Here is a 14,838-nt window from a genome sequence, read left to right on the forward strand (position 1 = left end):
CCGACGCATCAGATCAGCGCTCAGGCCTTCGAGGCTTCGGCCACGGCCGCGGCGACCGCCGGGCCCACCCGCGGGTCCAGCGCGCTCGGCACGATGTGGTCCACCGCGAGATCGTCGCCGACCACCGAGAAAATCGCGTGCGCCGCAGCGACTTTCATCTCTTCGGTGATGCGCCGGGCGCCGGCGTCCAGGGCGCCGCGGAACACACCGGGGAAGGCCAGCACATTGTTGATCTGGTTGGGGAAGTCACTGCGGCCGGTGGCCACCACGGCGGCGTACTTGCGGGCCGCATCCGGGTGGATCTCGGGGTCCGGGTTGGACAGCGCGAACACGATGCCACCGGGGGCCATCGTCGCGATGAGTTCCTCGGGCACCAAGCCGGCCGACACACCGAGGAAGACGTCGGCGCCGTCGAGGGCTTCGGCCACCCCGCCGGTGAGACCCCGCGGGTTGGTGCGCCCGGCCAGTTCGGCCTTGAACGAGTTCAGGTCGCCCCGCCCCGTCTCGACGATGCCCTTGCTGTCCAGCACGACGATGTCCCTGATACCGCTGTTGAGCAGGATGTTGGTGCACGCGACACCGGCCGCACCGGCCCCGGACACCACCACCTTGAGTTCGTGGATGTCACGGTCGAGCACCTTGACCGCACCCAGCAACGCCGCCAGCACCACGATGGCGGTGCCGTGCTGATCGTCGTGCATGACGGGGCAATCCAGCGCCTCGATGACCCGGCGCTCGATCTCGAAGCAGCGCGGGGCGGAGATGTCCTCCAGGTTCACCGCACCGAAGGTCGGCCGGAGCCGGATCAGGGTTTCGACGATCTCGTCGGGATCCTTGGTGTCCAGCACGATCGGGATGGAGTCCAGCCCACCGAAGGTCTTGAACAGCGCGCTCTTGCCCTCCATCACGGGCAGCGACGCGGCGGCGCCGATATCACCGAGGCCCAGCACCGCGCTGCCGTCGCTGACCACGGCGACGAGCCGGTTGGCCCACGTGTATTTCTTCGCCAACGTCGCATCGGCTGCGATCGCGCGGCTCACCTGCGCCACGCCCGGCGTGTATGCGATGGACAGGGCGCGCTGGCTGTCCAGCGGCTCGTTCAACGCCACCGAGAGTTTGCCGCCCTCGTGGGCGGCAAAGATCTCGGCATCCTCGACTACTACTTGCGGGGTACGCACCAATTCGGCCACGGCGACCACGGTAACCCACACCCCGAACTCACAGGGGCCGGTTCCCCACTCGTGAGAAGACCGAAAGATGCCCTTTACGTCGAGAAATAGCCTACCCGCGGGTAGGTTCCCAGCCAGTAGACAGCTCGCGGGCGCGGGTGCCGGACACCTGGGACACGTAGCATTCGATGCGTTCCGGCCCGGTCCCCGGCCGGCTACGACGCGCCGATCCGGAGGTTTGCGATGCCCTCATTCCGTGCATTGCCACCGTCATTGCTTCGCACCGGAGCCAGGAAGGCGGTGCCCGCAACTCCGGATGCCCGCACCATCCACGTCCCCGTCGCGCGGGCGATGGTCGACTGCGGTGTCTACGTCGACGGGGTCCGGCTGCCCGGCAAGTTCACCCATGCCGCCGCACTGACCAAGGTTCGCGAGATCGAGGCCGAGGGCAACAACCACGCCTTCGTGTGGATCGGGCTGCACGAACCTGACGAGCACCAGATGGAGGCGGTGGCCGATGTGTTCGGGTTGCACGAGTTGGCCGTCGAGGACGCCGTGCACGCGCATCAGCGGCCGAAGCTGGAGCGCTACGACGACACGCTGTTCCTGGTGCTCAAGACCGTCAAGTATGTGGAGCACGAGTCGGTGGCCAATGCCCGCGAGATCGTGGAGACCGGCGAGATCATGATCTTCGTCGGGCCCGATTTCGTGGTGACGGTCCGCCACGGTGACCACGGCGGACTGGCCGGCGTGCGCAGGCAGATGGACACCTCACCGGCCAACTGCGCACTCGGGCCGTACGCGGTGATGCACGCGATCGCCGACCACGTCGTCGACTCCTACCTCGGGGTGACCGATCTGGTGGAGACGGACATCGACGCCATGGAGGAGAACGTCTTCTCCCCCACCAGCCCCACCGATATCGAACACATCTATCTGCTCAAGCGTGAGATCGTCGAGATGCGGCGCGCGGTCAGCCCGCTGACCTTCGCTCTCCAGCGCCTTGGCAGCGATCACAACGACCTGATCTCCAAAGAGGTCCGCCGCTACATGCGCGACGTACTGGACCACACCATCACGGCCGCGGACCGGATCGCCAGCTACGACGAGGTGCTCAGCTCCCTGGTGCAGGCCGCGGTCGGCAAGGTGGGCATGCAGCAGAACACCGATATGCGCAAGATCTCGGCGTGGGTCGCCATCGCCGCCGTGCCGACCGCGCTGGCCGGTATCTACGGCATGAATTTCGACAATATGCCCGAATTGCATTGGACCCTCGGGTATCCCATGGTGCTGTTGGTGATGCTGACGGTGTGTGTGGTACTGCACCGCACCTTCCGCCGCAACAACTGGCTCTAGGTGTACCCACTCGTCGGGTGACCGCTCCGCCGTCTCGGAGCGGTCCGTTCGCGTTGCGCGCATGTAAATACTTCGCGTCTGTCCGCGCCCCGTCTTGCACGCCGGCACCGGTGCCCATACGTTCGCCACTAAGCGATCCGTTAAGCAGCCTTAAGCGAAATGGGGCCCGTGTCTTATCAACGCACGACCGCCGTTGACGTGCCGGACTCGACGGCACGCACCACCCTCGGGCGTCGGCTCCGGGAAGCCCGCGACCGCAGCCGATTGTCGACGCGCGACGTCGCCGCCAGGGCCGGGGTCAGCGCGGGCTTCATCAGCCAGCTGGAGAACGGGAAGTGCGGGGTCTCCGTGGGGGTGCTGAAGCGCATCTCGGCCGCCGTCGGCATTTCCGTCGCCGATCTGTTGTCGGACGAAGCGCCGCTCGTACGGCCCGTTCTGCGGGCGCACGAGCGGCCGGTGTTCTCCAGTGACAGCGGTCTGCAGAAACTGCTGCTGTCCCGGCCACCCATCCGTCAACTCGAGGTCTACGAAGGCACGTTCGACGTCGGGGGTTCGACCGGATCGGAACCCTACGCCCACGACGACGCGCAGGAACTGTTCTACGTCCTGGCAGGTCACATCGAATTAACGGTCGGCTCAGCGACATTCGCGCTCGGTCCACGTGACAGCGTCGAGTTCCTGTCCTCGGTTCCGCACCGGGCGGTGAACATCGGCGCCAGTTCGGCGCAGGCCATGTGGATCACCTCGCACTTCACCCCGCCGATCGACGCCAACCCGCTCAATGCATCACCCGCACACCAGATGAAGGATTGACAGATGCCCGCTGCCCACCCGGTCCTGATCACCGGCGGTCACGTCTTCACACCCGCCGGCATCGTCGAAGAACCCGTTCTGGTCGACAACGGCGTCATCACCGCGATCGGTGCCGAGGCGCTCACCGGCACCGGCGCCGTCGAGATCGACGCGGCCGGTGGTCTGGTATCGCCGGGCTTCCAGGACAGCCACATCCACCCGTACCACGCCGGTCTGGACATGATCGCGTGCGACCTGACGCCGTACACCACCGCCGACGGCTACCTCACCCGGATCGCCGAATACGCCGCAGCCAACCCGGAATTGACCTGGATCAGCGGCGGCGGATGGTCGATGGACTCGTTCCCCGGCGGCCTGCCGACCGCCGCGGCGCTCGACGCCGTCGTCCCCGATCGGCCCGCCTACTTTCCCAACCGCGACGGTCACGGCGCGTGGGTGAACACCAGAGCCCTCGAGATCGCGGGGATCGACGACGCGACGCCCGACCCGTTCGACGGCCGCATCGAACGCGACGCCGGCGGACATGCGATCGGCACGCTGCAGGAGGGGGCCATGGGCCTGGTCGCCCGATACATCCCGCTGCCCACCCAGGACGACCTCGACGACGCGCTGGAGATCGCCCAGCGGCAACTGTTCGCCTGGGGTGTGACGGCGTGGCAGGACGCCATCGTCGGGGCCACCAACGACACCCCGGACCCACTCGACTCCTACCTTCGCGCCACCGCGTCCGGCATGCTCAAGGCGCACGTCGTCGGTGCGCTGTGGTGGGACCGCAACCGCGGGCTGGAACAGATTCCCGAACTCGTCGCCAAACGCGAACGCGCCCTGGCAGGCGGGTTCTCGGCCACGACGGTCAAGATCATGCAGGACGGCGTCGCCGAGAACTTCACGGCCGGCATGCTGGAGCCCTACCTCGATGCGTGCGGCTGCCCCGGCGAGAACATGGGGAAGAGCTTCGTCGATCCCACCACCCTCAAGCAGATCTCGACGGAGCTCGACGCGCTGGGCTTTCAACTGCACTTCCACGCTCTCGGGGACCGTGCCGTGCGCGAATCGCTGGATGCGATCCAGGCGGCTCGAACGGCCAACGGCGACAACGATCTCCGTCACACGCTGGCACACATCCAGGTGGTCCATCCGGACGACGTCCCCCGCTTCGCCGAACTGGGGGTGGTGGCCAACATGCAGCCCCTGTGGGCCCGACACGAAGGCCAGATGGATCTGCTCACCATCCCGTTCCTCGGCCGCCGCCGGGCGGCCTGGCAATACCCGTTCGGGTCACTGCAGCGAGCGGGGGCAGCGCTGGCGTCGGGCAGCGATTGGCCGGTGAGCACCGCGAACCCGTTGGAGATCATCCACACGTCGGTCAACCGTGCGCCCGCGGGTGCGACGGGCCCGTCGTCGCTGCCCTTCCTCGGCGAGCAGGCTCTGTCGCTGGCCGACGCGCTGATCGCGCACAGCCTCGGCACGGCGTACCTCAACCACGACGAACACCGTTCCGGAACAATCGAAGTCGGGAAAGCGGGCGATATCGTCATTCTCGACCGGGATATCTTCGCCGCCCCGGTGGCCGAAATCGGTTCCGCCTCGGTGGCATACACCCTCATCGGCGGCGAGATCGTCTACGAGGCCGACTCCGTCCCGGTATCGGCATGAGCCTGCTGACCGCTGTCGGAGCAGCGCCGAGCACCGAGGTGGCCGGCTCGGTCGACTTGCGCGGACTCACCAAGACATACGGCAGCGCCGTGGCCGTCGACAACCTCTCCCTGCACGTGCAGGCCGGTGAATTCCTCAGCCTGCTCGGGCCCAGCGGGTGCGGCAAGACCACGACGCTGCGGATGATCGGCGGGTTCGAGTTCCCCGACGACGGCACCATCACGATCTCCGGCCGCAACGTCGAGAGCCTCCCTCCGCACAAGCGCCCCGTCAACACCGTCTTCCAGGCCTATGCCCTCTTCCCGCACATGAAGGTCGCCGACAACGTCGCCTATGGACTACGCCGGTCCGGGGTGCCCAAAGCCGAGATGTCCGACCGCGTGGGCCGCGCCCTGGACATGGTGCGGATGACGGCATTCGCCGCGCGCAAGCCGGCGCAACTCTCCGGCGGCCAACAGCAACGCGTCGCCCTGGCCAGGGCACTGGTCAATCGCCCCGCCGTGGTGCTCCTCGATGAACCGATGAGCGCGCTCGACCGCAAGCTGCGTGAGGAGATGCAGGTCGAGCTGAAGTTGCTGCAGCAGGAACTCGGGACCACCTTCATCTTCGTCACGCACGACCAGGAGGAAGCCCTGTCCATGAGCGACCGGATCGCGGTGATGAACAACGGGCGCATCGAGCAGATCGGCACGGCCTCAGCGGTTTACGACGCACCGGAATCTGCCTTCGTGGCGGGTTTCATCGGGCGGCAGAATTCGTTCACCGGCACCATCTCGTCCTTCGACGCCGCCGGGGTCAACGTTCGGACCGCCGGCCTCTCGCTGTACTCCACTCGCCCGGCCAAGGGCGACGTGCCGGCCGCAGGCGGTGCGGCGGTCACCGCCGCGATCCGGCCGGAGTCGGTGCTCGTCACCGAGCGGGCGGCGCCCGAGACCCCCGGGGTCAACGTCGTCTCCGGTGTGCTGCTCGGTGTCTCCGAACTGGGCCACAGCCTGCAGCTGGTCGTCCACACGGACAGCGAGGACAGGATCCTGGCGCGCCTGCCCCGCAGCGCGAACCCGCCCACCGAACTCGGCGCCCTCGTCTCCTGCTCGTGGTCCGCCGACGCCGTGCGGATCTTCACCTCCTGACCGAACCCGTCCCCGCCACCCCGATCCGAAAGTGCTCCCCATGAACCAACCCGTACGCGTCCTCATCCCCAAAGCCCTTGAGAAGTCGCTCAGCCGGCGAACCTTCCTCAGCGGCACCGCGGCCCTCGGAGCGGGGGCCTTGCTGGCCGCGTGCTCCAAGCCGGCAGCTGGCGGCGGCTCCTCCTCGGGCGGCGGCCTGAACATCTACACCTGGGGTGAATACGACGATCCGGCCGTGCTCAAGGACTTCACCTCGGCCAAGGGCCCGGCGATCACCCTGGACTCCTATGGTTCCAACCCGGAGATGATCGCCAAACTCAGTGCGGCCAAGGGCACCAGCGGCTATGACATCTGCGTCCCCACCCACTCGTCGATCCAGCAGATGGCAACCGGTGGACTGCTGACCGAACTCGACCACACCAAACTGCCGAACATGAAGAACCTCAACGCAAAGGTCGTGAACACCCCGTTCGACCCGGGGAACAAATACAGCGTCTGCAAGGACTGGGGTTCGACCGGCTACGTCTACGACACCACCGTCATCAAGCGCGAGCTGACATCGTGGGCCGACTTCCTCGACGCGGCGCAGAAGGAGGCGTCGGGCAGCATGTCGCTGCTCGAAGACCAGGGTGAGGTCGCCTTCACGTACTTCTACGCCAACGGAATCGACCCGAACACCACCGACCCCGCCCACATCGACGCCTACCGGTCGTTCATCCTCGGCAAGATCGCACCCCACGTCCAGGCCTTCGAATCATCGACCAACAACTCGATCTCGTCGTCGGCACGCACCCTGATCCACTGCTGGAACGGGGACGCTCGGCTCGGCATCCTCGCCAACCCCGAGCACGACCGGTACAAGTGGGTCTGGCCCAGCGAGGGCGCAAACCTGTGGCAGGACAACTGGGCCATCGTCAAAGGGGCACCGCACGAGGATGCGGCCTACGAGTTCATCAACTACGTGCTGGACCCGACGGTCTCCCTCAAGGAACTCACCTACATCGGCTACAACACCGGCATCCAGGGGATCGAAGAGGCCGCGACGAAGGCCGGCATCGAACGGCCCGACATGGTGTTCATCAGTGATCGGATCATGTCGAAACTGATCTACAGCCAGATGACGTCGATGGACGGCAAGATCATCGCCATCTACGACGAGCTCAAGGCGGCGGCGGGCAAGTGACCGTCGTGCAGGAGCCGTCGGTGCGGCGGAGGCTGCGGCTGCCGGAGGGCCTGGGCGCCATCCCCATCACCGTGTGGATGGTCCTGTTCTTCGTGCTGCCCTTCGCCCTCGTGGTCTGGTACAGCTTCGGCTACAAGCCGGGTCTCTACACGACCCACGCCAACGACGTGCTGTCCTTCGACCGCTACGGCGAGGCGGCGTCACCGGCCTTCTTCGCGATCTTCGTCCGCACGTTGAAGATCGCCATGCTGGGCACGGCGCTGTGCCTGGTGATCGCCTTCCCCATGGCTTACTGGATGGCCGTGAAGCTACCCGCGCGATGGCGCGGTGTGGTGCTGGCGCTGATCTTGATTCCGTATTGGACGAACTTCCTGGTCCGCACCATCGGTTGGCAGATCTCACTCAGCCCAGCCGGATTCGTGTCCAAGCTGCTGCAGTGGGCGCAGGTCGTCGACGGACCGCTGCACGTGCTGTACACCTCGGCCGCGGTCCAGCTCGGTGTGGTGTACAACTATCTGCCACTGATGATCTTGCCCCTCTATGTGGCGCTGGAACGTCTCGATCTCAAACTGCTGGAGGCCAGTCGCGACCTCGGCGGCACCGCGTGGAGCACGTTCCGGTGCGTCACGGTTCCGCTGGCTGCGCCCGGAGTGATGGCGGGGCTGCTGCTCGTCTTCGTGCCCTTGATGGGCGACTACATCACTCCCACCGTCCTCGGCGGGGCCAGTGGAAGCATGGTCGGCCAGATGGTCGCCGCCCAATTCCAGAGTGCGCAGAACTGGGCCCTCGGCGCCGCGATGGCGGTGCTGCTCATGCTCGCCATCTTCGGCACGAGCGCCGTCGTCGGCGGTGTTCTCAAGGCGGTCGGCCGCGTCGCGACCGCGATGACCTCGTTGCAACTGCCGGCGAAGGAGACCTCGTGATGACCACCAGGCGCCGGATCCGGCCGGGCGACGCAATCCTGCACATCTGGGGCGCACTGGGCCTGCTGTTCCTGTTCTTCCCGATCGTCGTCATCGTGGTCTACTCGTTCAACTCCGGCCGCAGCCTGCAGACGTTCGACGGTTTCAGCGTCGAACCCTACGTCGCGGCACTGAGCAACCCGGCGATCATCAACTCGATCACCGTCTCCGTGATCACCGCCGCCGGGACGGCCGTGGTGGCAACGATTCTGGGCACCTCCGCGGGAATCGCCTTGGCGCGCCGGCCCCGATGGTGGGCACCGGGGTTGCTCACCCTGCTCGGCCTGGTGATGGTGACCCCGGAGATCGTCAGCGCCATCTCGTTGCTCCCCTGGTTCGTCACGCTCGGCATCGACTGGGGCATCACCGGTTTCAACATCGGTCAAGTGCGCTTGATCATCGCGAATTCACTGTTCGCCTGTGCCGTCGTGACATTCATCGTGCGGGCGCGGATGACGGGGATGAACGAAAGCCTGGAGGAGGCGGCGGCCGACCTCTACGCGACTCCGCTGCGCCGCTTCACCGACGTGACCCTGCCGCTGATCCGCCCCGCCGTCATCGCCGGCGCGCTCCTGGCGTTCACCCTCAGCCTGGACAACACCGTCGTCTCCTCGTTCGTCTCGGTCGCCGGCTCCACGCCGTGGCCGGTGTACATCTTCGCGTCGCTCAAGGCCGCGTTGCGGCCCGAGATCGCCGCGATGTCGACACTGATGTTGGTTCTCACCCTGATCGTCCTCGGCGTCGCCGCGCTGATACTCCGCCGGGACCCCACCGGAACGGGCGGCGGCGCGGCGGGCCTCACCGACGCGATGGTCGGGCGCTGAGCGCGCCGCTCAGGTTGGATTGGCGGCTCGCCGCTCAGGTGGGATTGGCGGCTCGCCGCTCAGGTGGGATTGGCGGCTCGCCGCCGGGCATCCAGCACGTCCACCCCGTCCGTCTGCCACGCCTCACGCATCGCGTCGGCACCCTTGAGCCGGACCCAGGCCGCCTCCGTCGGGGTGATCGGCGTGGCGGCGAAGAACCGCACCGGCGACAACGGCTCCGGCAGTTCCAGATCGTCGATTGTGCTGGGGCCCAACAGGAATGCGGTGAAGGGTGCGCCGTCGAACAGCGGTGCGCCCAGATCCACCAACGCGTCACCGTCCAGGATCAGGCCCTCGACGGCGGGGGCCGCCGCCAGCACCGCCACCGACTTGGCCAGACCGGTCGGGGTGGGGGCCCGAAGCGACACCACCACCTCGGCTCGCGGCCCGAGCTGGGAATCGGCCAGGAATTCCGTCGGATCGGTCATCGCGTGACGGGAACAACCAACCGAGACAAAGTGATTCACCCGGTCGGTATCCGGACCGAAGCGCAGCACGTCGATCCGGTCGGTACCCAGGAAGGTGATGCTGGCCTCGTCGGGTTCACCGAGCACCCCGGCCGCCGTGAAGTGTGCGCTTAGATGAGCGCGGACATCGGCGAGAACGTCTGTCACTCCGCTGCGATCGACAGGTTGGCGCCGGTGGCGGCGTCGAAGATCACCAGCTTGGAGGTGTCCAGGGCCAGTTCCGCCTTCTGCCCGGCCTTCACCTCCGACGACGCGGACACCCGTGCCACGAACTCGTTCACACCGACGCCGGACTCGGCGGCCAACTGAGCCAGCTGAGCCGATTGCGCGCCCTCACCTTCGGTGCGGAAGTGCAGATACTTCTCGGCGCCCAGCGACTCGACCAGGTCCACCGTCACCTCGAAGACGTGGGCCCGGATCCGGGCATAGGAATCGATCTGGGCAGCGTCGTCGAAGTGCTCGGGACGGACGCCGACGATGAGGTTGGCCCCCTGGTGCTGCGACAGCCCGGCATGTGTCACCGGACCCTCGACGGGCAGCGTGATCTCACCGAACGGCAACCGCAAACCGACGTCGGTGAGCGTGGCCGGGAAGAAGTTCATCGCCGGTGAGCCGATGAACCCGGCAACAAACAGGTTCACCGGGCGGTTGTACAACTCCTCGGGGGTGCCGATCTGCTGGACCACGCCGGCCAGCATCACCACCACCCGGTCGCCGAGCGTCATCGCCTCGGTCTGATCGTGGGTGACGTAGACGGTGGTGGTCCCCAGACGGCTCTGCAGGCGGGCGATCTCGGTGCGCATCTGCACGCGCAGCTTGGCGTCGAGGTTGGACAACGGCTCGTCCATCAGGAATGCCTTGGGACTGCGCACGATCGCGCGGCCCATGGCCACGCGCTGGCGCTGACCACCCGACAGCTGCGCCGGCCGGCGGTCCAGAAGTTGGGTCAGGTCAAGGATTTTCGCCGTCTCCTCGACCTTCGCGGCGATCTCGGACTTCGACAGTTTGGCCAGAGTGAGCGGGAAGGCGATGTTCTGCCGCACCGTCATATGCGGATAGAGCGCATACGACTGGAACACCATGGCGATATCGCGGTCCTTGGGCTGCTTCTCGTTGACCCGCTCACCGCCGATACGCAGTTCACCGGAGGTGATCTCCTCCAGGCCGGCGATCATGTTCAGCGTGGTGGACTTTCCGCATCCCGACGGACCCACCAGGATGATGAACTCGCCGTCGTTGATGGTCAGCGAAAAGTCCTGCACCGCTACCGCACCGCCGGCGTAACTCTTGGTGACGTGGTCCAGAACGATCTCGGCCATGAGCTACCCCTTCACCGCGCCGGAGGTCAACCCGGCCACGATCCGTCGCTGGAAAATCAAAACAAAGATGATGATGGGCACCGTGATGACCATCGCGCCGGCGGCGATGGACCCGGTCGGTTCCTCGAATTGCGAACTACCGGTGAAGTTCGCGATCGCCACGGGCGCGGTGATGGCCCGCTGCGTGGCCGTCAACGACAGCGCCAACAGCAGGTCGTTCCAGGCGAAGATGAAGACCAGGATGGCGGCGGTGACGATGCCCGGCGCGGCCAGCGGGGCGATGACCTTGCGGAACGCCTGGCCCGGAGTGGCGCCGTCCATCTTTGCGGCCTTCTCCAGATCCCATGGGATCTCCTTGAAGAACGCGCTCATGGTATAGATCGCCAACGGCAGCGCGAAGGTGATGTACGGGATGATCAGGCCGGGCCAGGTGTCGAACAGACCGATCCGCCGCTCGATGTTGAAGATCGGGGTCACCAATGAGATCTGCGGGAACATGGCGATCAGCAGCGCCACCCCGACGAGCACCTTCTTGCCGGGGAACGCCAGGCGCGCGATGGCATAAGCGGCCATGCCGCCGATGGTCACGGCGATCACGGTGGTGATCAGCCCAATGCCGATCGAGTTGATCAGCGCCGAGGAGAAGATGTCGCCGGAGAAGATGGCCTTGTAGTTGTCGAAGGTGATCTCCGACGGAATGAACTTGCCGTCCTTCACCGTTGACGTCGGTTTCAGCGACAGCGACAGGATCCACAGCACCGGGATCAACGCGTAGAGCACCACCAGGATGTTGACCACGGCCCAGCCGGAGGCGCGGCCGGGACTGACCCGCTCGCTCATCGCGCCCCCTCCTCGTCGGCGCCCGGCGCCGACGCCCCGAAGATCTTGATGTAGATGAACGCGATCACCGCCACGCACAGGAACACCAGCACGCTGATCGCCGAACCGAGCCCGAGGTTGAATGCCTTGAACAGGTTGTCGTACCCCAGGATCGACACCGACCCGGTGTCGTTGGCACCACCGGTGAGCACGTAGATGTTGTCGAAGATCCGGAACGCATCCAGGGTGCGGAACAACAGGGCCACCAAGATCGCCGGCTTGATCATCGGCAGGATCACCCGGACCAACCGCTGCCACGCCCCCGCCCCGTCGACCTGGGCGGCATTGAGCAGATCCTGCGGCACCAGGGCCAGCCCGGCCAACAGCAGCAGCGCCATGAACGGCGTCGTCTTCCACACCTCGGCCAACACCACCACGGCCAGCGACGGGATCTGTTCGGTGAGCGGGGCGGTACCGGTGGGCAGCAGATTGGCCAGATAACCCGTGCCAGGCGTCCACGCGTAGTACCAGCTGTACGACGCGGCGACGGTCACGATGCCGTACGGCACCAGGATCGCGGTGCGCACCACACCCTTGCCGAAGATCGTCCGGTGCATCACCAGGGCCAGCGCCATGCCCAGCACGAACTCGATGGCCACCGAGACCACGGTGATCGCCAGCGTGATGACGAACGCCGTCCACCAGTACCGGTCGGTGAGGATGGTGACGTAGTTGTCGATGCCGACGAACTTCGTGTCGTCGGGCGCGGCCAGGTTGTAGCGCTGCAGGCTCAGCCACACCGCATAGGCGATCGGGTAGGCCGTCACCGCCAGCATCAGCACGACCGCCGGGCTGATCAGCCAGTAGGCCAACCGCCGCTGGGAGGTACGGTCGTCGACGTCTGCCGCGTTCGCCATCAGCGATCCGCTCCGCTCGCTGGAGTCAACGCGCGATCCGCTCCGCTTCTCGCTGGAGTCACGGGATGAGCCCCTTCCCGTCGATCGCCTGCTGCACCTGGCGGGTCAGCTCGTCGGCGGTCCGTTCCGGGTCGATCGCGTTGATCGGGGCCAGCGTGGCCGAGATCCGCGTCGACACCGACTGGTACACCGGCGTAGCGGGCCGGACGGCCGCGTTGGTCAGCTGCTGGCGGATGATCTCGTACTGCGGGTACTTGGCCTGGAACTGCGGATCGTCGTACAAGGAGGCGCGCACCGCGGGCAGCCCGCCCTCCACCGAGGTGTAGCGCTGGTTGTCCACACTGCGCAGGCACCGGATGGCTTCGAAGGCCTCGGCCTTGTGCTGGGTGTTACGCCCGACCGCGAGGTTGAGCCCGCCCAGCGTCACCCGCGCCTGCTCGCCGGGATTCACCGCGGGATACGGGGCGAAGCCGAACACCTTCTTGCTGGCGTTGTAGGCGATGTCGAACTGCTCATCCGACGGCGAGAACGTGCCGACGTCGTTGATGGCACCCTTGAGCGCCGGATCTTCGTTCAGCGGCAGGAAGCTGACCCCGCCCTTGGTGGCGTTTTCCAGCATGGACGGCAGCACGAAGGGCCAGTTGACCTCCAGCGCGGCTTTGCCCTGTTCCAGGGCCAGCCGCGCGGTGCCCTCGTCGGTCTGAGTGATCGACGGGTCCGCACCGGGCGCGGTGGCAACCGATTTGATGATGGACAGCGCCTTCACCGTCGCGGCCCGGTGCTCGGGTGTGTCGGTGAGCGTGACGGTCTTGCCGTCGTCGGAGAGCACCTGCCCCCCGGCGCTCTGCAGCAAGGTGTTGAACCACACCACCAGGCCCTCGTATTGCTTGGCCTGCACGGCGATCCAGCTGGGGCCGCCCTCAGCGTGCAGCCGGGTGGCCTCGGCCACCATGCCGTCCCAGGTGGGTGGCGGTCCGCTCATCAAATCGGCTCGGTACCAGAGCAATTGGGTGTTGGTGGTGATCGGCGCGGCGTAGAGCTTGTCCTGCCAGCGGGCGGTCGCCAGCGGGCCCGGCAGGGTGTTCTCGGTGGCGTCGGCCTCGGCCTGGCCCGCCGGGTCGTCCGACAACGGCAACGCCCAACCGGCTTCCGCGAATTCGGCGGTCCACACCACGTCGAGCGCCATCACGTCGAGCGACTTGTCGTTTCCGGTGAGTCGGCGTGCCAGCTGCAAACGTTGGTCGTCGGCACCTTTGGGCAACGACACCTGCTTGATGGTGAACCGCCCGCCGAGTTGCTCGTTGCACCGTTTGGCGACCGCGGCGAATGTCGCCATCTCGTTTGCCGGGGTGTAGTAGTTGATGACGATCCCGTCATCCTTGGCACCACACGCCGTGACCACCGACCCAGCCGTGAGCGCGGCCAACACCGCAGCGCAGAGCCGTCGTGTGCGCACTTCGGCCTCCCGTCGGGATCCGGGCGGGAACCTCCCGCGGGCAAACCGTAGAGCTATTCAGACGTGATATGCAACCGTATCCTCGGCGGGTCGCCCACTCAGATCGTCAAGCGCGCCAGCAGATCCCGGCCCTGTTCGGCACTCGTGGGCTCGCACAGCACGTCGTAGCGACCGGCCACCAACTGCGTTGTCGAGCTGAAATCCCTTGTGCCCCTGGCAATTGCATAGGGGATGGCGGAGGTGATCAGGCCGAAGAACACGCCCGCGACCAGGCCCGTCACCAGCGCACCCCACGGGCTCGGGCTGAAGAAACCGAGGATCAAGCCGATGAACAGACCCAGCCATGCACCGGACAGCACGCCCCCACCGAGCACCTTCGGCCAGGTGAGCCGGCCGGTGACGCGCTCGACCTGCATGAGGTCGACACCGACGATGGTGACCTGCTCGACCGGAAATTGTTGATCGGAGAGGTAATCCACGGCCCGCTGAGCCTCGGCGTAGGTCGGGTAGGAGCCGATGGGCCAGCCTTTGGGCGGGGTAGGCAGCGGCGCGGGGCCGCGGCCGCCGGGAGTGGCACCCGGTCTCTGGCCGGGCTGTAGGGGACCGCTCATCCTGAGTTCTCCTTCATGCGCATGGTGATGCCGCCTCCCAACCTATCGGTATTCGTCCGCGCGTATCGATGGTCGGCGACTCCGGACGCGCCCGGTCCATCCACACCGCGAGGACCA

General features: G+C 66.5%; 14 protein-coding genes. 7 read left to right on the forward strand and 7 right to left on the reverse strand.

Annotated elements, in window-relative coordinates; genetic code table 11:
• Positions 1 to 20 precede the first annotated feature (20 nt).
• Entirely contained in the window at positions 21 to 1,190 is a 1,170-nt protein-coding gene (locus BN977_RS06825) for an NAD(P)-dependent malic enzyme (RefSeq protein WP_036398576.1), read from the reverse strand.
• Between the two features lie 222 nt (positions 1,191 to 1,412).
• Between BN977_RS06825 and corA the strand changes: the two genes are divergently transcribed.
• The 7 genes from corA to BN977_RS06860 all read left to right on the forward strand — a co-directional run bounded on the left by corA (position 1,413) and on the right by BN977_RS06860 (position 9,093).
• Positions 1,413 to 2,525, forward strand: coding sequence for a magnesium/cobalt transporter CorA (gene corA / locus BN977_RS06830; protein ID WP_024450823.1), 1,113 nt, complete (start codon positions 1,413 to 1,415; stop codon positions 2,523 to 2,525).
• A 159-nt stretch (positions 2,526 to 2,684) separates the two neighbouring features.
• Positions 2,685 to 3,338, forward strand: a complete 654-nt coding sequence (locus BN977_RS06835; RefSeq protein ID WP_051561118.1) for a helix-turn-helix domain-containing protein — start codon at positions 2,685 to 2,687, stop codon at positions 3,336 to 3,338.
• A 3-nt stretch (positions 3,339 to 3,341) separates the two neighbouring features.
• Positions 3,342 to 4,994: an amidohydrolase gene (locus tag BN977_RS06840; RefSeq protein ID WP_036396824.1), complete on the forward strand. Its 1,653-nt coding sequence runs from the start codon at positions 3,342 to 3,344 to the stop codon at positions 4,992 to 4,994.
• Positions 4,991 to 6,124: an ABC transporter ATP-binding protein gene (locus BN977_RS06845; protein ID WP_036396825.1), complete on the forward strand. Its 1,134-nt coding sequence runs from the start codon at positions 4,991 to 4,993 to the stop codon at positions 6,122 to 6,124. Before BN977_RS06840 ends, BN977_RS06845 begins: the two co-directional genes overlap by 4 nt.
• A 40-nt stretch (positions 6,125 to 6,164) precedes the next feature.
• Positions 6,165 to 7,307, forward strand: a complete 1,143-nt coding sequence (locus BN977_RS06850; protein WP_024450827.1) for a polyamine ABC transporter substrate-binding protein — start codon at positions 6,165 to 6,167, stop codon at positions 7,305 to 7,307.
• Positions 7,304 to 8,230 carry an ABC transporter permease gene (locus tag BN977_RS06855; RefSeq protein WP_234709513.1) on the forward strand — a complete coding sequence of 309 codons (927 nt, stop codon included), beginning with the start codon at positions 7,304 to 7,306 and terminating at the stop codon, positions 8,228 to 8,230. The genes BN977_RS06850 and BN977_RS06855 overlap by 4 nt, the downstream gene beginning before the upstream one ends.
• A complete protein-coding gene (locus BN977_RS06860) occupies positions 8,230 to 9,093 on the forward strand; it encodes an ABC transporter permease (protein WP_036396826.1) in 864 nt (287 codons plus the stop codon). Before BN977_RS06855 ends, BN977_RS06860 begins: the two co-directional genes overlap by 1 nt.
• A 59-nt stretch (positions 9,094 to 9,152) precedes the next feature.
• Here BN977_RS06860 and BN977_RS06865 read toward each other — a convergent pair whose 3' ends face one another.
• From BN977_RS06865 to BN977_RS06890, 6 genes are all read right to left on the reverse strand, one after another.
• Positions 9,153 to 9,746: a suppressor of fused domain protein gene (locus tag BN977_RS06865; protein WP_024450830.1), complete on the reverse strand. Its 594-nt coding sequence runs from the start codon at positions 9,744 to 9,746 to the stop codon at positions 9,153 to 9,155.
• Positions 9,743 to 10,918, reverse strand: coding sequence for an ABC transporter ATP-binding protein (locus BN977_RS06870; protein ID WP_024450831.1), 1,176 nt, complete (start codon positions 10,916 to 10,918; stop codon positions 9,743 to 9,745). The genes BN977_RS06865 and BN977_RS06870 overlap by 4 nt, the downstream gene beginning before the upstream one ends.
• A 3-nt stretch (positions 10,919 to 10,921) precedes the next feature.
• On the reverse strand, positions 10,922 to 11,758 hold the full coding sequence (locus BN977_RS06875) for a carbohydrate ABC transporter permease (RefSeq protein WP_024450832.1): 837 nt from the start codon (positions 11,756 to 11,758) through the stop codon (positions 10,922 to 10,924).
• Complete coding sequence (locus BN977_RS06880) at positions 11,755 to 12,654, reverse strand: carbohydrate ABC transporter permease (protein ID WP_036396828.1); 900 nt, start codon at positions 12,652 to 12,654, stop codon at positions 11,755 to 11,757. Before BN977_RS06880 ends, BN977_RS06875 begins: the two co-directional genes overlap by 4 nt.
• A gap of 58 nt (positions 12,655 to 12,712) precedes the next feature.
• Positions 12,713 to 14,110: an ABC transporter substrate-binding protein gene (locus BN977_RS06885; RefSeq protein WP_036396830.1), complete on the reverse strand. Its 1,398-nt coding sequence runs from the start codon at positions 14,108 to 14,110 to the stop codon at positions 12,713 to 12,715.
• Positions 14,111 to 14,208: 98 nt separating this feature from the next.
• Positions 14,209 to 14,721: a YflT domain-containing protein gene (locus BN977_RS06890; RefSeq protein WP_024450835.1), complete on the reverse strand. Its 513-nt coding sequence runs from the start codon at positions 14,719 to 14,721 to the stop codon at positions 14,209 to 14,211.
• Between the last annotated feature and the right edge of the window lie 117 nt (positions 14,722 to 14,838).

The sequence above is a fragment of the Mycolicibacterium cosmeticum genome (assembly GCF_000613185.1).
Taxonomy (GTDB): Bacteria; Actinomycetota; Actinomycetes; order Mycobacteriales; family Mycobacteriaceae; genus Mycobacterium; species Mycobacterium cosmeticum.

Coding starts and splice junctions, on each gene's coding strand:
- corA (WP_024450823.1), top strand. CDS start 1,413: ATGCCCTCATTCCGTGCATTGCCACCGTCATTGCTTCGCACCGGAGCC.
- BN977_RS06835 (WP_051561118.1), top strand. CDS start 2,685: ATGGGGCCCGTGTCTTATCAACGCACGACCGCCGTTGACGTGCCGGAC.
- BN977_RS06840 (WP_036396824.1), top strand. CDS start 3,342: ATGCCCGCTGCCCACCCGGTCCTGATCACCGGCGGTCACGTCTTCACA.
- BN977_RS06845 (WP_036396825.1), top strand. CDS start 4,991: ATGAGCCTGCTGACCGCTGTCGGAGCAGCGCCGAGCACCGAGGTGGCC.
- BN977_RS06850 (WP_024450827.1), top strand. CDS start 6,165: ATGAACCAACCCGTACGCGTCCTCATCCCCAAAGCCCTTGAGAAGTCG.
- BN977_RS06860 (WP_036396826.1), top strand. CDS start 8,230: ATGACCACCAGGCGCCGGATCCGGCCGGGCGACGCAATCCTGCACATC.
- BN977_RS06870 (WP_024450831.1), bottom strand. CDS start 10,918: ATGGCCGAGATCGTTCTGGACCACGTCACCAAGAGTTACGCCGGCGGT.
- BN977_RS06875 (WP_024450832.1), bottom strand. CDS start 11,758: ATGAGCGAGCGGGTCAGTCCCGGCCGCGCCTCCGGCTGGGCCGTGGTC.
- BN977_RS06880 (WP_036396828.1), bottom strand. CDS start 12,654: ATGGCGAACGCGGCAGACGTCGACGACCGTACCTCCCAGCGGCGGTTG.
- BN977_RS06890 (WP_024450835.1), bottom strand. CDS start 14,721: ATGAGCGGTCCCCTACAGCCCGGCCAGAGACCGGGTGCCACTCCCGGC.